The sequence below is a fragment of the Actinomyces glycerinitolerans genome, assembly GCF_900098745.1.
Lineage (GTDB): Bacteria > Actinomycetota > Actinomycetes > Actinomycetales > Actinomycetaceae > Actinomyces > Actinomyces glycerinitolerans.
On the sequence record NZ_FQTT01000012.1, the window covers coordinates 119,843 to 145,295 of the forward strand.

25 protein-coding genes are annotated in these 25,453 nt (G+C 69.1%); 16 read left to right on the top strand and 9 right to left on the bottom strand.

Going from position 1 to position 25,453, the window contains the following annotated elements; all coding sequences use genetic code 11:
- Positions 1-59 precede the first annotated feature (59 nt).
- The 12 genes from ACGLYG10_RS10760 (at position 60) to ACGLYG10_RS10815 (ending at position 12,493) form a co-directional block, all read left to right on the top strand.
- A complete protein-coding gene (locus ACGLYG10_RS10760; RefSeq protein WP_073331668.1) occupies positions 60-1,061 on the top strand; it encodes a LacI family DNA-binding transcriptional regulator in 1,002 nt (333 codons plus the stop codon).
- Positions 1,062-1,141: 80 nt separating this feature from the next.
- Positions 1,142-2,443: an ABC transporter substrate-binding protein gene (locus ACGLYG10_RS10765; RefSeq protein ID WP_073331671.1), complete on the top strand. Its 1,302-nt coding sequence runs from the start codon at positions 1,142-1,144 to the stop codon at positions 2,441-2,443.
- Positions 2,444-2,508: 65 nt separating this feature from the next.
- Positions 2,509-3,435 carry a carbohydrate ABC transporter permease gene (locus ACGLYG10_RS10770; protein WP_073331674.1) on the top strand — a complete coding sequence of 309 codons (927 nt, stop codon included), beginning with the start codon at positions 2,509-2,511 and terminating at the stop codon, positions 3,433-3,435.
- Position 3,436: 1 nt separating this feature from the next.
- Complete coding sequence (locus ACGLYG10_RS10775; RefSeq protein WP_073331677.1) at positions 3,437-4,375, top strand: carbohydrate ABC transporter permease; 939 nt, start codon at positions 3,437-3,439, stop codon at positions 4,373-4,375.
- A 3-nt stretch (positions 4,376-4,378) separates the two neighbouring features.
- On the top strand, positions 4,379-5,299 hold the full coding sequence (locus ACGLYG10_RS10780; RefSeq protein WP_073331680.1) for a glycoside hydrolase family protein: 921 nt from the start codon (positions 4,379-4,381) through the stop codon (positions 5,297-5,299).
- Between the two features lie 559 nt (positions 5,300-5,858).
- Positions 5,859-6,587 carry a helix-turn-helix transcriptional regulator gene (locus tag ACGLYG10_RS10785; protein ID WP_073331683.1) on the top strand — a complete coding sequence of 243 codons (729 nt, stop codon included), beginning with the start codon at positions 5,859-5,861 and terminating at the stop codon, positions 6,585-6,587.
- A complete protein-coding gene (gene sufB, locus ACGLYG10_RS10790; protein ID WP_073331686.1) occupies positions 6,587-8,026 on the top strand; it encodes a Fe-S cluster assembly protein SufB in 1,440 nt (479 codons plus the stop codon). The genes ACGLYG10_RS10785 and sufB overlap by 1 nt, the downstream gene beginning before the upstream one ends.
- 60 nt (positions 8,027-8,086) lie before the next feature.
- The gene (sufD, locus tag ACGLYG10_RS10795) at positions 8,087-9,322 is read left to right on the top strand and encodes a Fe-S cluster assembly protein SufD (RefSeq protein WP_073331689.1); all 1,236 of its coding nucleotides are present in this window, start codon (positions 8,087-8,089) and stop codon (positions 9,320-9,322) included.
- A 79-nt stretch (positions 9,323-9,401) separates the two neighbouring features.
- Positions 9,402-10,151, top strand: coding sequence for a Fe-S cluster assembly ATPase SufC (gene sufC / locus ACGLYG10_RS10800; RefSeq protein ID WP_073331692.1), 750 nt, complete (start codon positions 9,402-9,404; stop codon positions 10,149-10,151).
- A 58-nt stretch (positions 10,152-10,209) separates the two neighbouring features.
- Complete coding sequence (locus ACGLYG10_RS10805; RefSeq protein ID WP_073331694.1) at positions 10,210-11,577, top strand: aminotransferase class V-fold PLP-dependent enzyme; 1,368 nt, start codon at positions 10,210-10,212, stop codon at positions 11,575-11,577.
- A 2-nt stretch (positions 11,578-11,579) separates the two neighbouring features.
- Positions 11,580-12,047, top strand: coding sequence for a Fe-S cluster assembly sulfur transfer protein SufU (sufU, locus tag ACGLYG10_RS10810; protein WP_073331697.1), 468 nt, complete (start codon positions 11,580-11,582; stop codon positions 12,045-12,047).
- A 74-nt stretch (positions 12,048-12,121) separates the two neighbouring features.
- Positions 12,122-12,493 (top strand): metal-sulfur cluster assembly factor, encoded by a 372-nt coding sequence (locus tag ACGLYG10_RS10815; protein WP_073331699.1) that lies wholly within the window; start codon positions 12,122-12,124, stop codon positions 12,491-12,493.
- Here ACGLYG10_RS10815 and ACGLYG10_RS10820 read toward each other — a convergent pair.
- From ACGLYG10_RS10820 to ACGLYG10_RS10845, 6 genes are read right to left on the bottom strand one after another with little or no spacing between them, the layout of a single operon-like run.
- A complete protein-coding gene (locus ACGLYG10_RS10820) occupies positions 12,483-14,123 on the bottom strand; it encodes a hypothetical protein (RefSeq protein WP_073331702.1) in 1,641 nt (546 codons plus the stop codon). The two genes, ACGLYG10_RS10815 and ACGLYG10_RS10820, sit on opposite strands and share 11 nt — an antisense overlap.
- A complete protein-coding gene (locus ACGLYG10_RS10825) occupies positions 14,120-15,061 on the bottom strand; it encodes an ABC transporter ATP-binding protein (protein WP_083565858.1) in 942 nt (313 codons plus the stop codon). Before ACGLYG10_RS10825 ends, ACGLYG10_RS10820 begins: the two co-directional genes overlap by 4 nt.
- A gap of 33 nt (positions 15,062-15,094) precedes the next feature.
- Complete coding sequence (locus ACGLYG10_RS10830; RefSeq protein ID WP_073331704.1) at positions 15,095-15,889, bottom strand: MerR family transcriptional regulator; 795 nt, start codon at positions 15,887-15,889, stop codon at positions 15,095-15,097.
- Between the two features lie 42 nt (positions 15,890-15,931).
- Positions 15,932-16,357, bottom strand: coding sequence for a DUF488 domain-containing protein (locus ACGLYG10_RS10835; RefSeq protein WP_170866506.1), 426 nt, complete (start codon positions 16,355-16,357; stop codon positions 15,932-15,934).
- Between the two features lie 53 nt (positions 16,358-16,410).
- The gene (locus ACGLYG10_RS10840) at positions 16,411-16,758 is read right to left on the bottom strand and encodes a hypothetical protein (RefSeq protein ID WP_073331706.1); all 348 of its coding nucleotides are present in this window, start codon (positions 16,756-16,758) and stop codon (positions 16,411-16,413) included.
- A 54-nt stretch (positions 16,759-16,812) separates the two neighbouring features.
- On the bottom strand, positions 16,813-17,331 hold the full coding sequence (locus tag ACGLYG10_RS10845; RefSeq protein WP_073331709.1) for a flavodoxin family protein: 519 nt from the start codon (positions 17,329-17,331) through the stop codon (positions 16,813-16,815).
- Positions 17,332-17,667: 336 nt separating this feature from the next.
- Between ACGLYG10_RS10845 and gap the strand changes: the two genes are divergently transcribed.
- On the top strand, positions 17,668-18,678 hold the full coding sequence (gap, locus tag ACGLYG10_RS10850; RefSeq protein WP_073331711.1) for a type I glyceraldehyde-3-phosphate dehydrogenase: 1,011 nt from the start codon (positions 17,668-17,670) through the stop codon (positions 18,676-18,678).
- Between the two features lie 146 nt (positions 18,679-18,824).
- On the opposite strand, the gene ypfJ is transcribed toward gap, so the two are convergent.
- Positions 18,825-19,727 carry a KPN_02809 family neutral zinc metallopeptidase gene (ypfJ, locus tag ACGLYG10_RS10855; protein WP_073331714.1) on the bottom strand — a complete coding sequence of 301 codons (903 nt, stop codon included), beginning with the start codon at positions 19,725-19,727 and terminating at the stop codon, positions 18,825-18,827.
- A gap of 128 nt (positions 19,728-19,855) precedes the next feature.
- Between ypfJ and ACGLYG10_RS10860 the strand changes: the two genes are divergently transcribed.
- A complete protein-coding gene (locus ACGLYG10_RS10860) occupies positions 19,856-20,905 on the top strand; it encodes a quinone-dependent dihydroorotate dehydrogenase (RefSeq protein ID WP_073331717.1) in 1,050 nt (349 codons plus the stop codon).
- A gap of 142 nt (positions 20,906-21,047) precedes the next feature.
- Here ACGLYG10_RS10860 and ACGLYG10_RS10865 read toward each other — a convergent pair whose 3' ends face one another.
- Positions 21,048-22,055 carry an aldo/keto reductase family protein gene (locus ACGLYG10_RS10865; RefSeq protein WP_073331719.1) on the bottom strand — a complete coding sequence of 336 codons (1,008 nt, stop codon included), beginning with the start codon at positions 22,053-22,055 and terminating at the stop codon, positions 21,048-21,050.
- 118 nt (positions 22,056-22,173) lie between these two features.
- A complete protein-coding gene (locus tag ACGLYG10_RS10870; protein ID WP_234415853.1) occupies positions 22,174-22,794 on the bottom strand; it encodes a DUF3043 domain-containing protein in 621 nt (206 codons plus the stop codon).
- 41 nt (positions 22,795-22,835) lie between these two features.
- Here ACGLYG10_RS10870 and ACGLYG10_RS10875 point away from each other — a divergent pair, with 41 nt between their 5' ends.
- Positions 22,836-24,221, top strand: coding sequence for a dipeptidase (locus tag ACGLYG10_RS10875; RefSeq protein WP_073331722.1), 1,386 nt, complete (start codon positions 22,836-22,838; stop codon positions 24,219-24,221).
- Positions 24,222-24,243: 22 nt separating this feature from the next.
- Positions 24,244-25,434, top strand: a complete 1,191-nt coding sequence (locus ACGLYG10_RS10880; protein ID WP_073331725.1) for a glycerate kinase — start codon at positions 24,244-24,246, stop codon at positions 25,432-25,434.
- Positions 25,435-25,453 lie beyond the last annotated feature (19 nt).

Consider the following 25,453-nt stretch of genomic DNA (forward strand, 5'->3'; position numbering starts at 1 on the left):
AGCCTCACACTCGTGTTGACGGGCACAGCAGCCAGGCTCATGAGCGGACAGGAGGAGCGATGACGACCCTCGCCGAGGTCGCGGACGCCGCAAACGTCTCCACCGCCTCCGCCTCACTGGTGCTGTCCGGCAAGGCCAAGGGGCGTGTCTCCGAGGCGACGGCGGCGCGCGTGCGCGCCGCGGCAGAGGACCTCGGCTACGTGCGCGACGCACTTGCCGGCGGTATGCGCAACCGCCGCACCCACACCGTGGGGGTTCTCGGCGAAAACGTGCTGTCGACGCCGTACGCCGTCGCCATGATCGATGCGATCCTCACCGCCAGCCGGGAACTGGGCTGGTCGGTCCTGCTGACGGACTCCGGCGGAGCGCCGGAGCAGTCCCGCAGAGCGGTGCGTGAGCTGCGCTCACGGCGCGTGGACGTCATCGTCCACGCCGCCATGTACCACCAGCAGGTGCATGTGCCGCCCGAGCTGACCAACGTCGCCGTACTGAACGGCTTCGCGGACCGGGACGACGTCGTCGGTGTCGTTCCGGATGAGGCGGCCGCCGCCAACACCGCCGTGACCCACCTGCTCGAGCTCGGCCACCGGCGCATCGGGCACATCACCCACGACGACTCGACGGTCGCCATCGGGCTGCGCCACACCGCCTACGAGAACACCCTCCGCGCCGCCGGGATCACCCCCGATCCCTCGCTCATCATCCGTGGCGGCAACGACCCCGAAGGGGCCGACGCCTCCGCCTGGAGACTGCTCGACCGCGCGGATCCCCCCACCGCGGCCTTCTGCTACAACGACGGCATTGCCGCCGGCGTGTATCGCGTCGCGGCCGCGCTCGGGCTCTCCATACCCGATGACCTGTCCGTGGTCGGTTTCGACGACCTGAAACTGATCTCCACCAATCTGGCGCCGCGACTGACCACCATGCGCCTGCCCCACTACGAGATGGCCGACTGGCTGGTGCGCCACCTGATCGCCGGCGACCTGCCCACACCGGCCACCACCCACCGCTGCCAATGCGACCTGATCGTCCGCGGCTCGACCGCGCCCGCATCCGCCTAGACCTTCGGCGGCCTACAATCCCCGGGATCGCCCCGATCCCGGTTAACCCAACCATTTAGGTGACACACGAAGGAGTGCTCATGTCCACCACTCGCCGCACCTTCCTCGGCCTTGGTGCTACCGCTGCTATCGCCGCCACTCTCGCCGCCTGCTCCTCCCAACAGGGCGGTTCCGGTTCCGGATCCGGCGCCTCGGGCGGCATCAGCCTGTGGACCCACAACGGCGGGAATGAGGAGGAGCTCGCCGTCGTCGAGAAGGCGGTCGCCGCCTTCAACGAGGCGAACCCCGATACCCCCGTCGAGCTCAAGTCGTTCCCGCAGGCCTCCTACAACGACTCCATCGCGGCCGCCGCTGTGGCCGGCGACCTGCCCGACATCCTCGACCTGGACGGCCCGATCATGCCCAACTGGGCCTGGGCCGGATACCTCGCCCCGCTCCAGATCTCCTCCGAACTGGAGAACAACATCATCGACTCCGCCAAGGGCTACTGGAACGACACCCTGTATTCGGTGGGGCCCTACGACACGTCGCTGTGCTTCCTGGGCCGCAAGTCCGCCTTCGAGGCCGCCGGCGTCCCGGTGCCGAGCATCGACGAGCCCTGGACCAAGGATGAGTTCGACGACGCGCTGGCGAAGCTGTCCGAACTAGAGGACTACGACTACGCCATCGACTTCTCCGTCGCGGACACCGCCGAGTGGTGGCCCTACGCCTACGCGCCGATGCTGCAGTCCTTCGGCGGCGACCTCATCGACCGGGAGACCTTCGAAACCGCCGAGGGTTTCCTCAACGGCGATGCGGCGGTGCAGTGGGGCGAGTGGTTCCGCTCCTGCTTCGAGAACGGGTACGCCTCGGAGACCCCGGCGACCGACGGGCAGGACTTCCTGCAGGGCAAGGTGCCGCTGTACTACGCCGGTGGCTGGAAGGTGCTCCAGTCGCAGGAGACCTTCGGTGAGGACGAGGTGCTCATTCTGCCGCCGGTGGACTTCGGCGAGGGCGCGCACGTAGGCGGTGGCTCCTGGCAGTGGGGCGTGTCCGCCACCAGCTCCAACCCCACCGCGGCCAACGCCTTCATCGAGTTCCTCATGCAGGACGAGTACCTGGTGGAGTACTCCAACGCCATCGGCAACTTCCCCTCCGTGCCCTCGGCTACGCCGAGCACTGAGTACTACAAGGAGGGCGGCGCGCTCGAGCCCGTGTACGAGATCGGCACCAAGTACGCCCTCCTGCGTCCCGCCACGCCCGGCTACAAGGTCATCTCCTCGATCTTCGACAAGGCCGCCCGCGACATCGTCTCCGGAGCCGACGTGAAGTCCACCCTCGACCAGGCGGTCAAGGACATCGACGCCGACATCAAGTCCAACAACGGCTACCAGGCCAGCTGATGACCGGTAACCCTCCTGCAAGTCCGGTGGGGGCGACTCGCGCCCCCACCGGGAAGGGAACTGCTATGTCTTTAGCATCAACCGAACCGAAGAAGAGGCGCGCCGGGCGGTCCGCCGCGTTGCGCCAGGAGGCGCGCACGGCCTGGCTCATGTCCACGCCCGCCCTGCTGCTGCTTCTGCTGTTCCTCGTCATCCCCATCGTGCTCACCTTCGTGCTGAGCTTCACCAACGCGCGGCTGATCTCCCCGAACCCGCCCCAGTTCATCGGGTTGGGTAACTTCACGCGTGCCTTCAGCGCCGACCCCACCTTCATGCGCTCACTGACGAACACCGCGTTCTTCGCGCTGATCGTCGTCCCATGCCAATCGGGCCTCGCCCTGGCACTGGCGATCCTGGTCAACCAGAAGGTCAAGGGCGTGACCGCGTTCCGCACCATGATCTTCATGCCCGTGGTCACCTCAATGGTGGTGGTCTCCATCCTGTGGAGCTTCTTCTACGAGGACGACGGCCTGTTCAACTCGATGCTGAACACCATCACGGGAGGCGGCTGGACCGCCGTCGCCTGGCTCAACAACCCCGGCACCGCCATGCCCGCGATCATCGTCCTGTCCATTTGGCAGGCCGTCGGCCTGCACATGATCATCTGGCTGTCCGGCCTGCAGGGCATCGACCCGGCCCTCTACGAGGCCGCCTCCCTGGACGGCGTCAACGGCTGGCAGCGCTTCCGCTACGTGACCTGGCCCGGACTGCACTCCACGATGGTGTTCATTCTCGTCACCATCACCATCGCCGCACTGGGCCTGTTCGTTCAGGTGGACGTGATGACCTCCGGCGGCCCGCAGGACGCCACCTCCACGCTCGTCTACCACGCCGTGCGCAAGGGCTATCGCGAGCAGGACATGGGATACGGGAGCGCGATCTCCCTGATCTTCTTCATCGCCGTGCTGCTGATCAGCCTCATTCAGCGGCGCCTGACCCGGGAGGACGACTGACATGACCGCCGCAGACACCAACAAGGACGTCGCCACTGCGCCGACGTCGCGCCGTCGCGGCCGGGCCGCCACCAAGCGGCGCTCGAAGATCCTGACCTACGTCGGGCTCACCCTCGCGGCGATCGTCGCCGTGTTCCCGCTGCTGTTCATGATCTTCTCCTCGCTCAAGCCCGACGCCCAGATCTTCTCCGACCTCGGCTCGTTGCGGGCCTTCCTGCCGGTGGGCGACCTGAGCCTGGACAACTACGCCGGCGTGTTCAACCGGGTCCCCGCCGGTCGCTTCATCGCCAACTCGATCATCGTGACGGTCGCAATCGTCGGCCTCGGGCTGATCGTCAACTCCATGATCGGTTTTGCCATCTCACGCATGCGGTGGAAGGGGAAGAACATCGTGCTCTCTCTGGTGTTGGCGACCCTGATGGTGCCCTTCGAGACCATCGCCGTGCCGCTGGTCTTCTGGGTGGCCAAACTGCCCTCCATCCAGTGGGCCGTCGACGGATTCCTGTTCAAGCAGGGCATGCTGAACACATACCAGGTGCAGATCCTGCCCTACATCGCCAACGCCCTGGCGATCTTCCTGTTCGCGCAGCACTTCGGTGACATCCCCAAGGAGATCGATGAGGCCGCCCGGGTGGACGGCGCGGGATGGTGGACCATCTACCGCAAGATCATCGTGCCGTTGTCCGGACCTACGTTCGCCACGGTCGCGATCATCACCATGCTGCCGGCGTGGAACTCCTACCTGTGGCCGCTGATGGTGATCCAGCAGGAGTCGATGCGGCCGGTGAGCGTGGGTATGCAGTACTTCTTCCAGCTCAACCCCGTGTGGGGGCAGATCATGGCCTACGGCACCCTGATCACCCTGCCGGTGCTGATCATCTTCGTCATCTTCCAGCGGTCCTTCGTGCAGTCGCTCGCGGGGACAGCAGTGAAGGGGTGACCGATGGCGCTCACGCTCCCAGACCACTGGCTGTGGGACCACTGGGTTGCCGACGACGGCGAGCAGTACCACCTGTTCTTCCTGCGCGCCTCTCGTGCACTGCATGATCCCGACTGCCGGCACTGGCGGGCCGCGCTGGGCCATGCCGTCTCCGATGATGCCCGCGACTGGCGGCTGCTTCCCGACGCGCTGGTGCACTCCGATGGGCCGGCATTCGACGACCAGGCCATCTGGACCGGTTGCACCGTGATGCGGCCCGACGGCGGCATGCGCGTGTTCTACACGGGCATCTCCCGCGCGGAACGCGGCATGGTGCAACGGATCGGGTGGGCGGACTCCGCCGATGGAATCACCTTCGAGCGCCGTTGCGCGGAGCCGCTTGAGGCCGATGGCCGCTGGTATGAGAAGTGGAACCCCGGGTATGCCTTCGACGAACCATGGCGGGACCCCTTCGTGTTCCAGCACGAAGGACGCTGGCACATGCTTGTCACCGCTCGTGCCCGCGGCGTCGACCGCTTGCACGCCGGCGTCATCGGCCATGCCGTATCCGACGACCTCGACCACTGGGAGGTACTGCCACCACTGACGGATCCGAGCAGGTTTGGCCAGCTCGAGGTAAGCCAGTCGCGGCAGGTCGAGGGACAGCACCTGCTGGTCTTCTCCTGCGGGGATGACATGCAGGCCGAGCCCGGCCCCGGCGGCGTGTGGATCGCCGAGGGGGCCGGGCCGCTGGGGCCGTGGGATGTGGATGCGGCACGCTATCTGCGGCCCGAGCATCTGTATGCCGGTCAGTTGTTCCGACTACGCGACGGGCAGTGGGTGCTGACCGGGTTCAACAATGTCATCGATGGCGAGTTCGTCGGCTCCGCTCCGGACCCGCTGGCGTGGACGCAGGTAGAGCGCGTGGCGCGTATGCGGCCATAAGCAGGGGCATGCGCTCGGCGAAGCCACAGTGAGCGGCCCCGGCACCTGGGGAATCAGGTGCCGGGGCCGCTCGTGGCGTTTGTACGTGGTCGCTGCTTGCTCAGCCGGCGAGCACGCCCTCCTCGGCCGGCTCGTCGATGCGCTCACGCTCCGGCTGAGACGGGGAGGACGGTGGACACGGCGTCCAACCGCGGGCTGGTGATCTCGGCCGCCGACAGACGCAGCATGAGGCTGAAACGCTCAGCTGAAACGTTCAATGGCGGCGGGCCAACGGCCGGGTAAGTTAGCACAGGTCGGCGCACTCCAAGTGCCACCCGGCGTCGGCTGCGGCAGAGTTGCGCCGTTTCTCACGGCCATACTTTGTCCGGGCATTCGTACAGGCGAGCAGTGGAAGCGAGCTCCCCGGCGTCAACGTGCTCCATCGCACTTGCTGACGTCGCGGCGGAAACTTGCGAGACCGGAATTTGAGAACGAAGATGTTCGTTAAAATCTGGTGCACACAGGCGGAGCCAACCGGGGCCCCGCTGCCGCATCGCCCAGCCGCGGAGAGGAGTCAACCATGAGTCAGACCGACGACGACTCAACCCGCTCCCGAGTCCTTGACCTTATCGCCGAGAAGGGCCCCGTATCCGCCGCACAACTGGCCAAGGTCCTGGGCCTGACCCCCGCGGCCGTGCGGCGCCACATCACCGCGCTGGAGCAGGCCGGGCAAATCGAGGCCCACGCCCCCGCTGCCAACGGCAAACGCCGTCGCGGCCGCCCGGCACGCTTCTACGTCGCCACTCCCGACGCCCGCACCACCTTCGGCGAGGGCTACTCGGAACTGGCCAACCGCGCCCTGTCCTACCTGTCTCAGGTCGGCGGGGAGAAGGCGATCGACTCCTTCGCCGCCTCCCGCGGACGCGACCTGGAGCGCCGCTACATGCCGATCGTGGAGGCCGCCGGCAAGGATCCCGCCGACCGGGCGCGCGCCCTGGCGGATGCCCTGACCCTGGACGGCTACGCCGCGACCGTCCGCGACGTCGGCGACGGCACCTATGCCATCCAGCTGTGCCAGGGGCACTGCCCGGTTCGCGATGTGGCCGGGCACTTCCATGAACTCTGTGACGCCGAGACCCGTACCTTCGCGCGTCTGCTCGGCGTCCCCGTGCAACGCCTGGCCACTCTCGCGGGCGGCGAGCACGTATGCACCACCCATGTACCCATCGCCATGCCCACCCTGCGCAAGCGCGCGGTCCGGGCGGCAGACCAGCGGAGCCGTCGGCCCCGCGTAACGGAAGGAAAGTGATGACAGCACCCGTGACGGAAAGCGTGCGCAGTAGCGACGACGAGATCATCGACTCGATCTCTGAGACCTATGAGTACGGCTGGCACGACTCCGACGCCGCCGGCCTGTCCGCACGGCGTGGCCTGGACGAGCAGGTGGTGCGCGAGATCTCCGCACTCAAGGGCGAACCCGAATGGATGCTGCAGAAGCGGCTGAAGGCCTACGACATTTTCCAGCGCAAGCCCATGCCCACCTGGGGCGTGGACATGTCCGACTTCGACCTGGACCAGGTCAAGTACTTCGTCCGTTCCACGGACAAGCCCGCCAACTCCTGGGAGGACCTGCCCGAGGACATCCGCAACACCTACGACCGGCTCGGCATCCCTCAGGCGGAGCGCGACCGGCTCGTGGCCGGTGTCGCCGCCCAGTACGAGTCCGAGGTCGTCTACGAGCAGATCCGTGAGGATCTTCAGCAGCAGGGCGTCATCTTCCTGGACACCGACTCCGCCCTGAAGCAGTACCCCGAATTGTTCAAGGAGTACTTCGGCTCTGTGGTCCCCGCCGGCGACAACAAGTTCGCCGCCCTTAACACCGCCGTCTGGTCGGGCGGTTCCTTCATCTACGTGCCGCCGGGCGTTAAGGTCGAGATCCCGCTACAGGCCTACTTCCGCATCAACACTGAGAACATGGGCCAGTTCGAGCGCACCCTGATCATCGCCGACGAGGGCTCCTACGTGCACTACGTGGAGGGGTGCACCGCCCCCATCTACTCCACCGACTCTCTGCACGCCGCCATCGTGGAGATCATCGTCAAGAAGAACGCCCGCGTGCGCTACACGACCATCCAGAACTGGTCCAACAACGTCTACAACCTGGTCACCCAGCGCGCCACCTGCGCCGAGGGCGCCACCATGGAGTGGGTGGACGGCAACATCGGTTCCAAGCGGAACATGAAGTACCCGGCCGTCTTCCTGATGGGGCCTCACGCCCGCGGCGAGGCACTGTCAATCGCCTTCGCCGGTGCCGGCCAGCACCAGGACACGGGCGCCAAGATGATCCACATGGCGCCCCACACCTCCAGCCACATCGTCTCCAAGTCGATCTCCCGCGGCGGCGGCCGCTCCGGCTACCGCGGTCTGGTGCAGGTGCAGAAGAACGCCCGGCACTCCAAGTCCAATGTCCTGTGTGACGCGCTGCTGGTGGACGAGATCTCCCGCTCGGACACCTACCCATATGTGGATGTGCGCACCGACGACGTCGAGATGGGGCACGAGGCCACCGTCTCCAAGGTCAGTGCCGACCAGCTGTTCTACCTGATGCAGCGTGGACTGACCGAGACGGAGGCCATGGCCACGATCGTGCGCGGATTCGTCGAGCCGATCGCCCGCGAGCTGCCCATGGAGTACGCCCTGGAGCTCAACCGGCTCATCGAGCTGCAGATGGAGAACTCCGTCGGCTGACGCCGTCCCCGTACCCTCCCCGACCACGAGCCGCCGGCAAAGCGCCGGCAAGGAGCACCAATGCCCGAACTGAAAACCGACCACTCGCGTGCAGCGCTGGAGGGGGCACATTCGCACGGCCAGCGCCGCTACGTCTCCTCGCGCGCCGACCGGCCCACCTCCTTCGACCCGGCCGACATCCCCGCGCCGCATGGACGCGAAGAGGAGTGGCGTTTCACCCCGATCAAGCGCTTCGCACCACTGTTCGACCTCGACGCCGTCACCGCCGGCACCGCCGCAAACCCGCTCAGCGTGGACATCGACGCCCCGGCGGGAGTCGGAGTCGAGACCGTCTCCCGGGACGACCCGCGGCTGGGCGTCGTCGGCGCCCCCGTGGACCGCACCGGCGTCGTCGCCTGGGCCGCCTTCCACGACGCCACGGTCGTCACCCTGCCGGCGGGCGCCGGGCTGGAACGGGCCGTGCGCGTGACCACCACGGGCACCGACACGGGGCTGGAGCACCCCGCCGCCCAGCACATCCGCATCGCGGCCCTGGGCGACTCCGTTGCCACGGTTGTTCTGGACCACCGCGGCACCGCGGCACTCACGCAGACGGTGGAGGCGACCGTCGCCGACGGCGCCGAACTGACCCTGGTCACCATCCAGGGCTGGGAGGACGCTGCCATCCACGCCTCCAACCACCGCGTGCGTGTGGAGGGGCGGGGCACCCTCAAGCACGTCGTCGTCTCCCTGGGCGGAGACGTGCGTATCTGTTCCGACCTCGGCTTCAAGGGCGAGGGCGGCCACATCGACGCCTACGGCGTGTACTTCACCGACGCCGGCCAGCACCAGGAGCACCGCCCCTACGTGGCCCACACCGAGCCGCACTGCTACTCGCGCGTGGCCTACAAGGGCGCCCTACAGGGGCAGGGGGCGCACTCGGTGTGGGTGGGCGACTGCCTGATCGGCGCCGGCGCCCGCGGCACCGACACCTACGAGCTCAACCGCAACCTGGTGCTCACCCAGGGCGCCAAGGCGGACTCCATCCCCAACCTGGAGATTGAGAACGGCAACATCGTGGGCGCCGGCCACGCCTCCGCGACCGGCCGCTTCGACGACGAGCAGCTGTTCTACCTGCGCGCCCGCGGCATCCCGGAGATGGAGGCCCGTCGGCTGGTGGTACTTGGCTTCTTCAACGAGATCGTCGCAGAGATCCGCGTGCCCGAGGTCGAGGAACGGCTCATGGCCGCCATCGAGCAGGAGCTCGAACTGAACGCGCTCGTCTCCGCCCGCGAACAGGCCACAGCGGCCGAGTAGCCCCGCGTCACCCCGTCCGGGCCACCCCGGCAGACCATCCACCAATCAGCCTCACGGACAAAGAAGAAGACAAGCAGCGATGAGTACCCTCGAGATCAAGAACCTCCACGTCCAGGTCGCCACCAACGACGGCCCCAAGCCCATCCTCAAGGGCGTCGACCTCACCGTCGCCTCCGGCGAAGTGCACGCCATCATGGGTCCCAACGGCTCCGGCAAGTCGACCCTGGCCTACTCCATCGCCGGCCACCCCGACTACGAGATCACCGACGGCGAGGTGTTGCTCGACGGCGTGAACCTCCTGGACATGACCGTCGATGAGCGGGCCCGCGCCGGCCTGTTCCTGGCCATGCAGTACCCCGTGGAGGTCCCCGGCGTCACCGTCTCCAACTTCCTGCGCACCGCCAAGACCGCCATCGACGGCGAGGCCCCCAAGGTGCGTCAGTGGATCGGGCAGGTCAACCAGGCCATGGAGAACCTGCGCATGGACCCCGCCTTCGCCCAGCGCGACGTCAACGCCGGCTTCTCCGGCGGCGAGAAGAAGCGCTTCGAGATCCTGCAGATGGAACTGCTGCGCCCCCGCTTCGCCATCCTGGACGAGACCGACTCCGGCCTGGACATCGACGCCCTGCGCATCGTCTCCGAGGGCGTCAACCGCCTGCACGACTCCTCCGACGCCGGCTTCCTGCTGATCACCCACTACACGCGCATCCTGCGCTACATCAAGCCCAGCCACATCCACGTGTTCGTGGACGGGCACGTCGCCGAGGAGGGCGGCCCGGACCTGGCCGACCGGCTGGAGGAAGAGGGCTACGACCGCTTCGTCGCCTGAACAGCCCCAATCCGCCGGCGTCTCGCCAGCACCAGCCCCCGCAGGAGACCAAACGCAAATGATTGAAACGCCCCAGTCGCCCCAGAGCCAGGTGGGTGACGCTCCCGGCGCGGACGCGCCGCTGACCGCTGCCGAGGTCGACGCTCTACGCGCCGACTTCCCCTACCTGGAGCGTCCGGCCCGCAACGGTGAGCCGCTGGCCTACCTCGACTGGGCCGCCACCAGTCAGAAGCCGGTCGGCGTCATCCTCGCGGAGGCCGACTTCTACCGCCGCTCCAACGGTGCCGCCGGGCGCTCCACCTACCAGCTGGCCGACGAGGCGACCGCCGTGTGGGAGGACGCGCGCGACGCCGTCGCCGCCTTCGTCGGCGCCCGCGGCAGCCAACTGGTGTTCACCAAGAACGCCACCGAGGCCATCAACCTGGTGGCCCTGGCCATCGGGCACGCCAGCCTGTCCCGGCCCGCCGGCCACGGCGGGCCGGCCGCGGGAGCCACCGACCCCTCCGCCCGGTTGCGCCTTCGCCCCGGCGACGAGATCGTCGTGACCGTGGCCGAGCACCACGCCAACCTGGTGCCCTGGCAGGAGCTGGCCGCCCGCACCGGCGCCACCCTGCGCTGGCTGGACCTGACCGCGGACGGGCGCATCGACCTGGGCACGGTCGACGTCATCACCGACCGCACCAAGGTGCTCGCGCTGACTCACGCCTCCAACGTCACCGGCGCGGTCACCCCGCTGGAGGGCATCCTGCCGGCCGCCCGCAGCGCCGGCGCCCTGGTGGTGCTGGACACCTGTCAGTCCTCTCCGCACCTGCCCCTGGACTTCGCCGCCCTGTCCGCGGCCGGAGTGGATGCGATGGTGCTTTCCAGCCACAAGATGCTGGGCCCCACCGGTATCGGTGCCCTGGTGGCCACCGAGGAGCTGCTGGACGCCATGCCGCCGGTGCTGACCGGCGGCTCCATGATCGAGACCGTCACCATGGCCTCCTCCACCTACATGCCCGCGCCCGCCCGTTTCGAGGCCGGCAGTCAGCCGCTGGCCCAGGCGGCCGGCTGGCACGCCGCCGTCGACTACCTGGCCGAGGTGGGTCTGGGGCGGCTGCACTCCCGCGAACAGGTGCTGCTCGACCGGGCCCTGCGGGGCATGGCGGAGGTGCCCGGGCTGCGTCTGCTCGGTCCCGCCGATGCCCACGACCGCGTCGGCGTGGTCGCATTCACGCTCGACGGGGTGCACCCGCATGATGTCGGTCAGGTGTTGGACGCCGCCGGTGTAGCGGTGCGCACCGGCCACCACTGCGCCCAGCCGGTCCACGCCCACTTCGGGGTGCCGTCTTCTTCACGGATATCCTTCGGCCCGGTGACCACACCCGCGGAGATCGACCGCTTCCTGGAAGCCGTCGCCTCCGTCCGCGGATACTTCCAGAGGTGAACATGAACGATCTTGATCAGCTCTATCAGCAGGTAATCCTCGATCACTCGCGAGAGCGCCACGGCTCCGGGGCGCTGGAGGCCCCGGACTCCACCTCCCACCAGGTCAACCCGACCTGCGGGGATGAGGTCACATTGGGTGTGCGCGTGCGCGACGGACGCATCGAAGCCGTCGGTTGGGAGGGGGACGGCTGTTCCATCTCCCAGGCCTCCATCTCCATCATGCACGACCTCGTCGACGGCGCCGACCTGACCACGGTGGCGCGGCTCGAGGGCGACTTCGATGCCCTCATGCACTCGCGCGGCCGCGGCGTGGACGACTCGGTGCTGGACGAGCTGGAGGACGCCGCCGCCTTCGAGGGCGTGTCCAAGTACCCCAATCGCATTAAGTGCGCGCTGTTGGGATGGATCGCGCTCAAGGATGCGTTGCTGAAGGCAGGCGTCCCGCTGGACGCCGCCAAGGCGGACTGAAACCGCCTGTGCGGCGGGCTTCCGCCCGGCCGCCCCAAAACCACAGCCCCTGTCTCAATCCACCAGGAGGAGTTATGAGCGAGACCGCTCCGGCCACCAACCCGATGGCCGCGCAGCACGCGCCCACCAGCGTCGCGGACGTGGACGTCGCCGCCATTGAGGAGGCACTGCGCGACGTCGTCGACCCCGAGCTGGGCATTAACGTCGTCGACCTCGGCCTGCTGTACGGCATCTCGATCGAGCCCGACGGCACCGTCGTGCTCGACATGACCCTGACCACCGCCGCCTGCCCGCTCACCGACGTGATCGAGGAGCAGGTCCAGCAGGCGCTCGGGTTCATCGTCGACAAGGTGCGTGTGCAGTGGGTGTGGCTGCCGCCGTGGGGCCCGGACCGGATCACCCCGGAGGGCCGCGACCAGCTGCGCGCCCTCGGCTTCAACGTCTGAGACGCGCGTAGGCGAAGGCAGACTGCAGCCCACGTCCGGCAGGCTGCCGCCCGATGGCCGGGTGCAGGTCACGGCGGTGCGCCACCACCGCGCCCGCCATTGTCCCCGTCGCGCCGACCAGGACCAGCCAGACCATTGTTGGATCGCCCGCCTGAGCGAACAGCCCTGCGTCAATCATCGACTGCGGCAGGTCGAGGCTGGGGCCGAGCTGGGCAATTCCGAGCCCGGCGAGCAATGGTGCCCATGCCAGCCACCGTAGCCGTGGCCAGGCGCCACCCAGCAGCGCGGTGACGCCAGTGCAGGCCGCTGCGGCGGGCCACTGGCCGGCGACCAGCCGCAGTGCGTCATCGGCGGTGGTGCCCAGCAGTGCACGTCCCACCTGTCCCGCCGCCAGTGTGGCCGCACCGAGGGTGAGGGATGACGCAACCAGGGAGACAAGGCACCAGGCGGCCAGCTGCCGCGCCGACCCGGTGCCGGTGCCACGTGCCGCCTCAACCAGTCCGGAGCACTCCTCGGCCGCGAAGCGCCCCGCCAGAGCCACCGATTGCGCACTGGCCAGGGCGGCCATCAGCACACCTATATAGCTAAGGAATCCCTCACCCGGATCACCACCGCCCAGCAGCGAGCCGAACGTGCCGCCGTCGACCGCTCCCTGCCGGGCCAGCTCAACCATGTTCTCGCCCATGGCCGCCAGCACCCCGGCAATGGCGGCGGCGGCCAGCGCCCATGTCAACATTTGGAGGCGCGAGCGCCGCAGCGCCAACGTCACCGGACCACGGGCTCGCAGCGGGCGCTGACGTCCGGACCCGAGTCGAATCAGCCCGGCCCCCAGGTCGCGGCGGCGCGCGGCGCCCGCCGCCGCGGCAAGCAGAACCACCAGGGCAGCGCCCGCGATCGCCGCGGGCTGCCAGTTGTTCTTCCCGCCGGGATCAATCGCGCTGCGCAGCGCGAACGGCGACCAGGCACCCGCCCACCCCCACCCCTGGGCGGCCCACGCCCCGTGACCCGCATACAGCACGGCCAGTGCCGCGAGCCCGGCGCCACGCGCGCCGGTGGCGTCGGTGGTCAGCTGCGCGAGCAGGACCGTGACTGCCGCCAACAGGGCACAGGTTCCGGCCACGGCGATCCCATAGGCGGTCGCATCCGCCGCCTCGGCGCCCTCCAACGCGAGGATCCCAACGCCCGCGCTGATGCCGAGCAGCACACACTGCGTCCCGAGCATCAGGCTGACGCCGACCAGCTCACCGACCGGACCGACGCCGCCGCCGCGCAGCATCTCCGAGCGCCCACCGTCCTCCTGGGCGCGTGTTACCGCGACCGCGCGCAGCACCACCACGACTCCCAGCAGCAGGCAGGTCAGCGCCCCGAGTTCCCAGACCGCGAGCTGCACGGCGTCGGCGCTCTCGGGCAGCTCACCGTAAAGGGCCGTTAACGCCTTGGATATCCTGCTCATCGCCACGGCACGCGCCAGGTCTGCGGCCGTGGCGTAAGTGGTCGCATAGCTTGGGGCGAGCAGGGCGGTCAGCAGGGTGACCGCCGTCGGCAGGGCCAGCAGCCAGGCGCGTTCCTCATGGGCGAGCGTGCGGGCGGTGCGCAGGGCGGGTCGCATGAATGTCGGTCGTGTGATCATCGGGCTTGGCCCTCGTAGTGACGCAGGAACAGGTCCTCCAGGGACGCCGGAGTGCAGGTGGTCCCCTGGGCGCCCGCGGCGATAAGGGCACTGAGCGCATCCGAGACGTCTTTGGCGGGCGCCGATATTCGTGTCACTCCGTCGGCCCCCGGCGGTGGAGCGTCGACGCCGCGTGGCAGTCCCGGTACGGCGCCGTCGGGGAGGCGGCAGGTAATGGTCGAATTGCGCAAATGCCGCAGCGCGGCCAGCGTGCCGGTCTCCACGGTGCGCCCGTCCTTGATGATGGTGACCGCGTCGCATACGCGGTCGACCTCATCCAGCAGATGGCTGGACAGCAGTACTGTGCGGCCCCCGGCGGCCGCCTCGCGCACACAGGTCTGGAAGACCTCCTCCTGGAGCGGGTCGAGCCCGGTGGTGGGCTCATCCAGGATGAGCAGCTCGCAGGGCGCCGCCAGGGCCGCGATCAGGGCCACCTTCTGCCGGTTGCCCTTGGAGTAGCTGCGCACCGGCTTGGAGGGATCCAGGCTGAATGCCTCGATCAGCTCCGCCTCGCGGCGTCGATCGCGGCGGCCGCGCAGCGCGGCGAAGGCGTCCAGCGTCTGCGCCCCGGTCAGACTCGGCCACAGCGCCACATCCCCGGGCACATAGGCGGTGCGACGGGTAATGGCGCCCGCCTCCTGCGCCGGATCACGGCCCAGCACCCGCACCTCTCCGGCGTTACGGCGATACATGCCCAGCAGCACGCGAATCGTGGTGGACTTGCCGGCGCCGTTAGGGCCGAGGAAGCCGTGGACCTGACCGCGGCGCACGCGCAGGTCCAGGCCGTCCACGGCGTGCAGGCGGCCAAAGGTCTTGACCAGTCCGGCAACCTCGATTGCCGGTTCCTGAATCGGTGAACCGACGGGGGCGGGCCTGGTGACGGTAACCGTGGGTGTCATGCGCCCAGGTTCGGGTGCGACGTCGCGTCACACTCAAGGTGTTGCGCGCCAGCGGGTGATCGCCTCTGTTAGTTGCCGCTCCATTTCGCCGGCCAATCGGGCGCCACCGGCTCCAAGGTGCGCAAACAGCTTGAACGGGGGCGCAATGGCAGCGGCATCGACGCTATCGGCGAGTTCACGGCAACGCCGTGGCCCGAGCGTGCGCTCGAACCGCGCAATGTTCTTTGCGGCCCGTTCCTCGACCTGGGCGTCGGTCAGGTTTTCGGTGTCCTGACCGTAGGCCACGAGCGCGTCGGCGTCCTCGCCGTCGTTCGGTCCGGGGAACAGGTACTGTGCCTCGGGCGGCATGTGCCCGCTGTAGCAGGCCACATCGACCAGGTCACGGTCGCGGCGCACGGCCACCCGCGTCCGCTCATCGGGGGCCTCCGCCTCCAGCCGGTCGAAGAAGGCGACCATGCGCGGCGGCATGGGGGAGACGGTCAAGCCCTCTCGCGCGCGCTCCAGCAGGGAGGCGAGCATGTCCCGCTGGCGGGTCACCTCCGTCAGATGCTCCTCAATCACGGCCAGGGCTCCGGACAGGTCGTCGAGCACGGCGGCATCCGTGGAGACCACTTCGTCGGTGGGGGAGTCCAGGATGCGGGCGATGGACTTCAGCGGGACGCCGGCCTGGACCAGCCAGCGGATGCGTGACAGGCGAGCCACATGGCTTATGTCGTAGTCGCGCCAGCCGCCGCGCTCTTCGGGCACGGGCAGAAGACCCTGCTTGTGGTAGTAGCGCACGGTGCGGACCGTGGTGCCGGTGAGTCGGGCAATTTCGGCGACGCGCATGGGAGGGGGCTTTCTCCTTCGGTCGAGTCCAGGCGCCCCGGCTCAGGGCAGGTCCGGGTCCTGGGCACCCAGGACGGCCTCGCGCAGCACGCGGGCGTGGGTGTGTACGTGGTCGTGGCCGGCGAACAGCAGCGTCACCCGGCCGGCCAGGGCGCGACGGCGCAGCTCCGCCACGGCTGCGGCCGCCTCGGGCCGCTCGGCGAGTTCTGCGCGGTAGGCGTCGACGAACTGCGGCCAGTCCAGCTCGCCGGAATGGAATGCCTTGCGCAGCGCCGTCGTGGGGGTGGCGTCCTTCGCCCAGTCGTCCAGCGCGGCTCGCTGCTTGCTCACTCCCCGCGGCCACAGCCGGTCCACGAGCACCCGCAGGCCGTCATCGGGCGCCGGAGTCTCACGCACCCCCTTCAGGACGACGGCGTCGGAACAGGGCAGTGCGGCGGACGGGACGACGGGGCCGGAGGCGGGGCTCATGGCACCACCGTAGGCGTCCACGGCCCCGCCGTCACCGGCCCAACAACGGCCGTTCAACGCCACAGCCTGGTGCTGAGCCAAGCCGCGAACCCCAGGACCGGGACGCAGCCGATCAGGGCCACGATCGTCTCCATGCCGATGACGAACAGGTAGGAGATCAAGCCCAACGCCGCCAGCCAGACGGCCGCGATGCGCAGGGCCGGTGGCAGTGCGGTGACCAGGTACGCGCCGAGGGCGATGAGCACCAGGCCCCCGGCCGCGAAGGACATGAAGTCGCCGCTGAACATGCTGACCGGCACGACCGTGCCTCCCCAGACGATGGTGATAATCCCGCAGGCGGTCAGGCAGATCCCGGTGATGGCGCGGCCGCTCAACCGGTTCTTGGTGTTGCTAGTCGTCATTTTGCTCTCCTTACGGAAGGTTGTCGGATGTGACTGTTCGCCGTGAGGCGGGTATCAAACGTTGGTCGTCGAGGCCGCCAGAGCACGCCCCCAGGTGCGGGCGGCCGCCTCCTCGCCGTCGGCCAAGGGCCCCGACTGCCCTTGAACCAGGAAGCTCCTGATCGACGGCGCATCCCGACCCCGCCCGCGCCGCAGGGCCTTGATAATCGCCTTGGCCGCCGAGCCGCTCAGCCAGCTCTTGGAGGTCACCGTGTCAAAGACGGCCGTGGTGAGGACGGCCGGAATGGTGGTGCGCGCCAGCCATTCGCGCATGCCGCTGTTCGGCGCGGCGGCACCGGCCTGCTTACCCGCCTGAGTGCGCGTGGCCGTGGTCGGCAGTCCCCGGTTGTGGGTGGGAGCTCCCAGAATCAGCAGATCGAGCTTCGCGGGCAGCGAGGCGGGTGCTTGGACCGCATCAAGGACCCGGGCCTGGGCGCCGGCATCCGTGAGCCCGGCGGCTACGGCCTCGGCGATCGTCCGGGTGTTGCCGAAGCAGGACTCGATGACGATGAGCGCGGTGGGTGCGGTGGCCATGGTTCCTCCCGGTTGTCGGCTGTGCCCCGGGTGGGGCGGACGCACCCAGCGTCGGGTGTGACGTTGCGTCGCACGCAAGCGGGTACCGGTTGCGATGGCCAGGTTCGGAGCCGCTGGCGGCCCGGCGGTGAGCAACCTTCGAGTCGAGCCACAACTCATCGAACTGTGCGCCCTGAGTTAGGCACTGCCCGCCACCTTGCCAGTGGGACCGCAGGGGACTCGCAGCTGCACGTCGTGGGATGGAGGCCGGCGGGCCGTAGGGCTCCGCCAACCAGCCGCTCACGGTCGTGTCCGTGAGCGAAACACATCCACGACCTGCAGAAGAGGGAGAACAGCATGACTGTGCGAATCGGAATCAACGGCTTCGGTCGGATCGGCCGCACCTACCTAAGGGCGGCCCTGGCCAACCACGCCGACATCGAGGTGGTCGCCGTCAACGACCTCACCGACGCCGCCACGCTGGGCGTCCTGCTCGAATGGGACTCCGTCAGCGGCCGCCTGGACGATGTCCACGTCGACGGCGACGCGCTCGTGGTGGGCGGCCGCCGCATCGCGGTCTTCTCCGAGCCCGACCCCGCAGGTATCCCGTGGGACAGCGTGGGGGCAGATGTGGTCATTGAGTCCACCGGATTCTTCACGGACGCGGCCAAGGCCGCTGCGCATCTGGAGGGCGGCGCGAAGAAGGTCATTGTCTCGGCTCCCGCGAAGGGCGACGTCCCCACCTTCGTCCTCGGCGTCAACGACCGTGAACTCGACGTCAATGCTGCCGACGTCTTCTCCAACGGCTCGTGCACCACGAACTCGCTGGCACCGCTGGCGAGAATCCTCAACGATCTGGTGGGCATTGAAACCGGCCTCATGACCACGATCCACGCCTACACCGGCGACCAGCGCCTGCACGACGCACCGCATCGCGACCTGCGCCGTGCCCGTGCCGCGGCCGAGTCGATCATCCCGACCTCCTCGGGAGCGGCCCGCGCCATCGGGGCCGTCATTCCCGAACTCGAAGGCCGCCTGACCGGGGCCGCCCTGCGTGTGCCGGTTCCCGTTGGCTCAATCACCGACCTGACCGTCGTCGCCCGCCGGACGGCGACCGTCGAGGAGATCAATGCGGCCTTCCGGGAGGCAGCGACCAACGGGTCGCTCGCCGGGTATCTGCAGTACTCCGAGGCACCCATCGTCTCCCGCGACATCGTCGGCAACCCGCACTCGTTGATCTTCGACGCCCCGCTGACCGCGGTCATCGGCAACGAGGTGAAGGTCTTCGGCTGGTACGACAACGAGTGGGGCTTCTCGAACCGGCTCGTCGAGTTCTCCTACATGGTCGGCTCTCAGCTGAACGCCTGACGTACGACTTCTCGTCACACGTACGCGTTTTGGAGTTTTTCAACATCCCGACGCGGGGAAAGCTCCAAAACGCGTACGTAAGAGGCGAACGCGTACGTGAGATGGAGCGCCGCTGCCGCGGTGGGGCCAAGCCGCATCCGGAAGGCTCAGAGCTGGGAGCCGGCCACGGCGAAGGTGTCGCACTGCTCCAGGGAGCCCGACTCCATGCCGGTGGTGAACCAGCGCACCCGCTGCTCGGAGGAGCCGTGCGTCCAGGTGTCGGAGTTGACGGTGCCGCTGGAGCGCTGCTGAATGTGGTCGTCTCCCACCGACTCGGCGGCGTTGATGGCGGTGGCGATCTCGGCCTGGGTGGGTTCGACCAGGAAGGCGGTGCCCGTGTCGGGGTCAACGGTCGTGGCTGCGTAGTGCACCCACACGCCCGCATAGCAGTCGGCCTGCAACTCGGTGCGCACCGAGTCGGAGTCCGCGCCCGTGCCCGAGCGATCCGTGGAGCCCATGACGCCCAGCAGGTTCTGGATGTGGTGGCCGAACTCGTGGGCGACGATGTACTCCTCCGCCAGCGGCGTGTCCTGGGCGCCCAGTGTGGACTCCATGTCGGAGAAGAAACTCATGTCCAGGTACACGTTGGAGTCACCCGGGCAGTAGAAGGGGCCGACGGCGCTGGTGGCCGAGCCACACGCCGTCGACACCGACTGCCCGTCCCACAGGATGAAGCCCGGCTCGGCATAGGCGGTGCCGGCCTGGCCGGGCAGCTGCTCATCCCACACCGCGTCCAGCGATTCCGCGGTGGCGATCATGCGGCACTGGGTGTACTGGTTGGCGGCCTGACCACTGGTGCACATGGAGGTGTCGATGGTGGAGGAGGTGGAGGTGCCGGAGGCCGCGTCCTGCCCGCCCAGCAGACCGGACAGGTCCACTCCGGTCACCTGCGAAAGCAGGAAGACCGCCAATACGGCCAGCACGGAGCCGCCCCCGATGACGGCGCCACGGCCACCGGAGCGCGTCTGCACCCGGTTGGGATCGAGCTTGATGTTGCGGTTGAATGACACGGAACCCACCTCATTGCCGGGGCGTCGCTGCGCTGATTGTTTGCGGTCTGCGCCCAAGGCTAGCGGACACGGCGGATCCCGGTGACGCATCGGTGCGCCGTCGCCCCCACCACGAGTACCCTGGAGCCGTGCTGTACGACCTGCTGTACAAGACCGTCTTCGCCCGCATCGACCCCGAGACCATCCACGACGTCTGCATGGAGGCGATCGAGGCCACCAGCAAGGTGCCGCTTGTGCGCGACGTCGTCCGGCAAGCCGTGGGACGGCGCCCCGCCTTCCCCGTGCCGTCCGCGAACCAGGGCGGCCCATTCGTCCGCCCCGTCCCCGGGATCCTCGGCCTGGCCGCCGGCATGGACAAGGAGGGACAGGCCGTGGAGGGCATGGACATGCTCGGCTTCGGCTTTGTGGAGGTGGGTACCTTCACCGCCCGTCCTCAGCCCGGCAACGACAAGCCCCGCATGTGGCGCTACCCGACCATCCGCGCCGTCCGCAACCGCATGGGCTTCAACAACTCCGGTGCCGACGAGGCCGCCGCGCGACTGCGGCATTTGCGCTCCACCGTGCGGGGCCGCTCCATCGTCGTCGGCGCCAACATCGGTAAGACCAAGACCACGCCGCTGGAGCAGGCCGCCCAGGACTACGCCTACTCCGCCTCGAAGGTCGCCCGCTGGGTCGACTACCTGGTCGTCAACGTCTCCAGTCCCAACACCCCCGGGCTGCGCAGCCTGCAAGAGGTCGAGTCGCTGCGGCCGATCCTCACCGCCGTGCGCGAGGCCGCCGACGCCGCCGCTCACAGGCACGTGCCGCTGCTGGTCAAGATCGCCCCGGACCTGGCCGACGAGGACATCGACGCCGTCGCCGACCTGGTCCTGGACATGAAGCTGGACGGGGTCGTCGCCACCAACACCACCATCGACCACGACCTGGGGGAGGGCGGCCTGTCCGGTGCGCCCCTGCTGCCGCGCTCGCTACAGGTGGTGCGTCGTCTGCGCAACCGGATGGGGGAGGGCCCCACGATCATCGGCGTCGGCGGGATCTCCTCGATCATGGACGCCGAACTCATGCTCGACGCCGGCGCCGACCTGCTGCAGGCCTACACGGCGTTCATCTACAACGGCCCGGCCTGGCCCGGCCGCATCAACCGCGCCCTGGCGACCAGCCCGCGTCACCTGCGCTGACCCCGTCTCGCTCCCATCATCGAGGTCGGCTGATCTTACGTGCCCAGATCGGTGGAAATTACGCACCGAGACCGGTCGAAATGGTGCGTGCCATCCGACCGGTCTCGGCTATTCGGGTACTTGGTTTACCAAGCGGAGTGCGTCAGGCCGGACGCTGCTCGGGGGAGCGGGTCAGGGCCGGATCGCGCTCGACGACGTCGCCCAGAGCCGCATCGATTGCGGCCATGACGTCGTCGCCCAGCTTCACACCGGAGGCCTTGACGTTCTCGACCAGCTGCTCCGGCCGCGAGGCGCCCACCAGTGCCGCGGAGATGAAGGCGTGCTGGAGCACCCAGGCGATGGCCAGCTGCGGCATGGACAGCCCGGCGTCGTCGGCAATCGGCTTCAGCTGCTGCACCGCGGTGAGCACGTCGTCGCGCATCCAGCGGCTGATCATCTCCTTGCCGCCCTTCTCGTCGGTGGCGCGTGAGCCGGCAGGCGGCTGCTGCCCGGGCAGGTACTTGCCGGACAGGACCCCCTCGGCCATCGGCGACCAGACGATCTGGCCCATGCCGAGCTCGGTGGAGGTCGGCACGACCTTGTCCTCGATGACGCGCCACAGGGCGGAGTACTGCGGCTGGTTGGACACCAGTCGGAAGCCCATCTGGGTGGCGAGCTCCTGGCCGGCCCGGATCTGCTCGGCGGTCCACTCCGAGACGCCGATGTACAGGGCCTTGCCGGCGCGCACCACGTCCGCGAAGGCCTGCATGGTCTCCTCCAGCGGCGTGGCGTAGTCGTAGCGGTGCGCCTGGTAGAGGTCGACGTAGTCCATGCCCAGGCGGCGCAACGAACCGTCGATGCCCTCCATGATGTGCTTGCGGGACAGGCCGACGTCGTTGGGGCCCTTGGGGCCGACGGGCCAGTACACCTTGGTGAAGATCTCCAGGGATTCACGCCGCTGCCCCTTCAGCGCCTGGCCCAGCACCTCCTCCGCGACGGTGTTCGCGTACACGTCCGCGGTGTCGAAGCTGGTGATGCCCAGGTCGAGTGCCGTGTGCACGCAGTCAATGGCGGTGTCGGCCTCCACCTGGGAGCCGTGGGTGAGCCAGTTGCCGTAGGTGATTTCGGTGATCTTGAGTCCGGAGCTGCCGAGATGACGATATGCGACCATGACCCCAGCCTAGACCGGTAAGTACCTCCATGGAACAATCCCGCGCGATCTGCAGGACGTCATATCAACCGACCTCGGCGAGGGGAAGGGGCGCTCGGCCACTCGGGCGCTTATTCGTTCATTCGGGGTACTGGCGGCGCGCCACCTGGGGGGCGGGCTGGCGCCAGCGCCGCAGGTTGAAACAGCGGGAGAAGATGTACCAGAAAATGTGCCCCTGCGACTGGACCTTCTCCTGGCCGAACTTGGCGTACAGCCGCCGCCGCAGCAGCCGCCAGCAGATCACGGCGTCGATCATCGCGATGAACAGGAACAGGTAGACCGCCAGCATGAAGTAATAGCTGAGCAGCGTGTTCCGCGAGGAGAAGCCGATGAACACGATGATCAGCAGGAAGCTGAAGGGGATGAACAGCTCACCGAGCGAGTAGCGGGCGTCGATGTAGTCGCGGATATAGCGCTTGATCGGACCCTTGTCGCGGGCGGGCAGGTAGCGCTCGTCGCCGGTTTGCATGGCCTGGCGCTGGCGCTCCCAGGCCGCATCCTGCCTGGCGCGGGCCTCCCGCTTGGCCGCCTTGCGGTCCGCGGGCACGATCGGGTGCACGTTGCGGGCCTGCGCATCCTTGCGCTTAGGGGTGGGGCGGCCCTTCTTGCCGGAGGTCTTGGCGGGGGCGGCCGTGGCGGCCTCGGCGGCGTCGCCGGACCGGTCGCGCTTGATGAACGGCAGCTTCTCTAACAGACTCACGGGCCACAGGTTAGCGGCTCAACCGCGCTACCCTGCAACTCATGATCAATGCCGACGCCGTTTCCGCCGCCGTCCACGACTCCTTCGACCGGGTTGTCCGCGACCTGACCGAATTGGTGGCCATTCCCTCCGTCTCTGCCTCCGGGCACGACCCCGCCCAGGTGGAGCGCTCCGCGGAGCACGTGGCTGCGCTGCTGCGCGACGCCGGCCTGGAGGCCCGCGTCACCTCGGTACCCGGCCCCGACGGCCCCGGTCGTCCGGCGGTGCTGGCCCACCGTGACGGCCCGGTCGGCTCCCCGCGCGTGCTGCTGTACGCCCACCACGATGTGCAGCCGGTCGGCGACCCCTCCAAGTGGCGCCAGTCCGACCCCTTCACCGCCGAGCGGCGCGGCGAGCGGCTGTACGGGCGGGGCACCGCCGACGACGGCGCCGGTGTCATCTCCCTGGTGCACGCCCTGCGGTTGGCGGCCGAGCTGAACGACGGCCAGCTGCCCTGCTCGGTGACCGTGTTCATCGAGGGGGAGGAGGAAGTCGGGTCGCCGTCCTTCGAGGCGTTCCTGGACGCTTACCGCGAGCAGCTGGAGGCCGACGTGATCGTGGTGGCCGACTCCTCCAACTGGCGGGTGGGGGTGCCCGCACTGACCACCTCCCTGCGCGGGGTGATCCAGGTGGATGTGCGTCTGGACGTGCTCGACCACGCCCTCCACTCCGGCCAGTACGGAGGTCCGATCATCGACGCCGTTACCGCCATGTGTCGGCTGGTGGCGACCCTGCACGACGACGTCGGCGATGTGGCCGTGCCTGGTCTCGTCTCCCGGCCCGTGGCGGCCGGCGCCCCGGACTACTCCGACGCCGACTTCCGCGCCGACGCCGGCGTGCTGGATGGCGTGAGGCTGGCGGGCAGCGGTGAACTGACCGCCCGGCTGTGGACCAAGCCGGCGCTGTCCGTCATCGGCATGGACGTGACGCCGCTGCGGGTGGCGGGCAACGTGCTCGCTCCCTCCTGCACCGCTCGACTCTCGATGCGCATCGCCCCCGGGCAGGACCCGGCCGCCGCACTGGCGGCCTTGAGCACTCATCTGGAGACCCATGCGCCCTTCGGGGCGCGGGTGACGGTCAGTGCGGGCGAGATGGGCCCCGCCTTCGACGGCGGCGCCGACAGCCCGGCCGCCCGCGCCGCCCACTGGGCGCTGACGCAGGCCTTCGGCACTGAGGCGGTCAACATCGGCCAGGGTGGCTCCATCCCCTTCATCGCCACGCTGAAGCAGACCTTCCCAGACGCCCAGGTACTGGTCACAGGAATTGAGGACCCGGACACGCGCGCCCACAGCGAGGACGAGTCCATGCACCTGGGCGACTTCGAGCGCATCGTCGCCGCGGATGTCCTGCTGCTCGCGCGCCTCGGCGGCGTGGCCTCCGCCGACTGACCTCGCGCAGGCGGACACGTATATGCGCGTACTTCTGGCGCCCGGCCCCATGTACCCCGAGCCGGGCGGTGTCCCGCTGGTGACCCCGGAAACCGGCCTGGCTGCGGCCGCCGCCGCAGACGCACTCGCCTCCGGTTGGGCGGGCGAGCGCCCCGACGACGTCCTCACGCTGCTGCCGCTTCCCGACGGCGGCCCCGGCACCGCCCAGGCGATCCCCGCCGCGGCGGTCATCTCCCGCGCGGTGCTGCAGGCCCGCGGGCCGTTGGGGGAGGTCCGCGAGGTGGACCTGCTGCGCCTGCGGCCTGCGGTCGCGCCCCGCGCGGGCGCGACGGGAGCCACCTGGCTGCTGGACGCCGCTCGGCTGGTCGGTCTGCCGTCCGGCCGCGATGAGGCGGCCCGCGAGGCCGAGGCCGGGACGACGCTGGGGCTGGGACAGGCGCTGGCCGCGGCGCTCGGTGCTACCGCTCCCGGTGACACGCTGATCGTTACCCTGGCATCCACAGCCGTCCACGACGGCGGAGCGGGAGTGCTGGACGGCATGGGCGGTCTGGAAGCCGCCCGGGGACTCTGCGATGGACGTGAGCTGCTGCTCGCCCTGGCCGACGACACGCCGCTGGGGGGTGTGTCCGGCGCCGGCCAGAGCCTGAGCGACCTAACCAGCCTGTCTAGCGCGCGTGCGCAGGCGCTGAACCGGCGGGCCTGCGCCGCGGCGTCGCAGATCGCGGCCCGGGCCGCCGTGCCCCGGCCGGACTCGCTCCCGGTGGTCGGCGGCGAGCCCACGCAGGCACAGTTGCTATCCGCCACCGCCCGGGGCACGGGGGCCGGCGGGGGAGCGGCGCTGGTGTTGCGGGCCCTCGGCGCCCGCGCCCTGCCCGGCCCCCGCGTCTTGGCGCTGCTGCTGGGTCTGGAGGATTCCGTGGACGGGCAGGATCTGGTGGTGACCGCCACCGGCGAGGCCTACGACGTCGTCGCCGACTCCGTGACCGCGGTGGTCGGTGAGGCGGCTGGGGCCTGGGCTCTGCCGACGGTGCTGGTGGCGGGCCGGTTGGCCGTGCCGCGCGGTGAACTCGCGGAGGCGGGCATCGTGTCGGCGTACTCGCTTGAACAGCCGCGCACGGTGGAAGACCAGGCGTGGAATGCCGGCGGGGCGGTGGCAGTGGGCGCGCGGTTGGAGGCGATCGGCGCGCGGCTGGCCCGCACCTGGTCCCGCTGAGAGCCTCGCACCGCCCTCG

Bases quoted from the DNA above. Each gene is read 5' to 3' on its own strand.
- ACGLYG10_RS10770 (WP_073331674.1), top strand. From the start codon at position 2,509: ATGTCTTTAGCATCAACCGAACCGAAGAAGAGGCGCGCCGGGCGGTCC.
- sufC (WP_073331692.1), top strand. From the start codon at position 9,402: ATGAGTACCCTCGAGATCAAGAACCTCCACGTCCAGGTCGCCACCAAC.
- ACGLYG10_RS10875 (WP_073331722.1), top strand. From the start codon at position 22,836: ATGATCAATGCCGACGCCGTTTCCGCCGCCGTCCACGACTCCTTCGAC.
- sufU (WP_073331697.1), top strand. From the start codon at position 11,580: ATGAACGATCTTGATCAGCTCTATCAGCAGGTAATCCTCGATCACTCG.
- ACGLYG10_RS10815 (WP_073331699.1), top strand. From the start codon at position 12,122: ATGAGCGAGACCGCTCCGGCCACCAACCCGATGGCCGCGCAGCACGCG.
- ACGLYG10_RS10805 (WP_073331694.1), top strand. From the start codon at position 10,210: ATGATTGAAACGCCCCAGTCGCCCCAGAGCCAGGTGGGTGACGCTCCC.
- ACGLYG10_RS10840 (WP_073331706.1), bottom strand. From the start codon at position 16,758: ATGACGACTAGCAACACCAAGAACCGGTTGAGCGGCCGCGCCATCACC.
- gap (WP_073331711.1), top strand. From the start codon at position 17,668: ATGACTGTGCGAATCGGAATCAACGGCTTCGGTCGGATCGGCCGCACC.
- ACGLYG10_RS10830 (WP_073331704.1), bottom strand. From the start codon at position 15,889: ATGCGCGTCGCCGAAATTGCCCGACTCACCGGCACCACGGTCCGCACC.
- ACGLYG10_RS10760 (WP_073331668.1), top strand. From the start codon at position 60: ATGACGACCCTCGCCGAGGTCGCGGACGCCGCAAACGTCTCCACCGCC.
- ACGLYG10_RS10780 (WP_073331680.1), top strand. From the start codon at position 4,379: ATGGCGCTCACGCTCCCAGACCACTGGCTGTGGGACCACTGGGTTGCC.
- ACGLYG10_RS10765 (WP_073331671.1), top strand. From the start codon at position 1,142: ATGTCCACCACTCGCCGCACCTTCCTCGGCCTTGGTGCTACCGCTGCT.
- ACGLYG10_RS10880 (WP_073331725.1), top strand. From the start codon at position 24,244: ATGCGCGTACTTCTGGCGCCCGGCCCCATGTACCCCGAGCCGGGCGGT.
- ACGLYG10_RS10865 (WP_073331719.1), bottom strand. From the start codon at position 22,055: ATGGTCGCATATCGTCATCTCGGCAGCTCCGGACTCAAGATCACCGAA.
- ACGLYG10_RS10775 (WP_073331677.1), top strand. From the start codon at position 3,437: ATGACCGCCGCAGACACCAACAAGGACGTCGCCACTGCGCCGACGTCG.
- sufB (WP_073331686.1), top strand. From the start codon at position 6,587: ATGACAGCACCCGTGACGGAAAGCGTGCGCAGTAGCGACGACGAGATC.
- ACGLYG10_RS10820 (WP_073331702.1), bottom strand. From the start codon at position 14,123: ATGATCACACGACCGACATTCATGCGACCCGCCCTGCGCACCGCCCGC.
- ACGLYG10_RS10835 (WP_170866506.1), bottom strand. From the start codon at position 16,357: ATGAGCCCCGCCTCCGGCCCCGTCGTCCCGTCCGCCGCACTGCCCTGT.
- ACGLYG10_RS10845 (WP_073331709.1), bottom strand. From the start codon at position 17,331: ATGGCCACCGCACCCACCGCGCTCATCGTCATCGAGTCCTGCTTCGGC.
- ACGLYG10_RS10825 (WP_083565858.1), bottom strand. From the start codon at position 15,061: ATGACACCCACGGTTACCGTCACCAGGCCCGCCCCCGTCGGTTCACCG.
- sufD (WP_073331689.1), top strand. From the start codon at position 8,087: ATGCCCGAACTGAAAACCGACCACTCGCGTGCAGCGCTGGAGGGGGCA.
- ACGLYG10_RS10785 (WP_073331683.1), top strand. From the start codon at position 5,859: ATGAGTCAGACCGACGACGACTCAACCCGCTCCCGAGTCCTTGACCTT.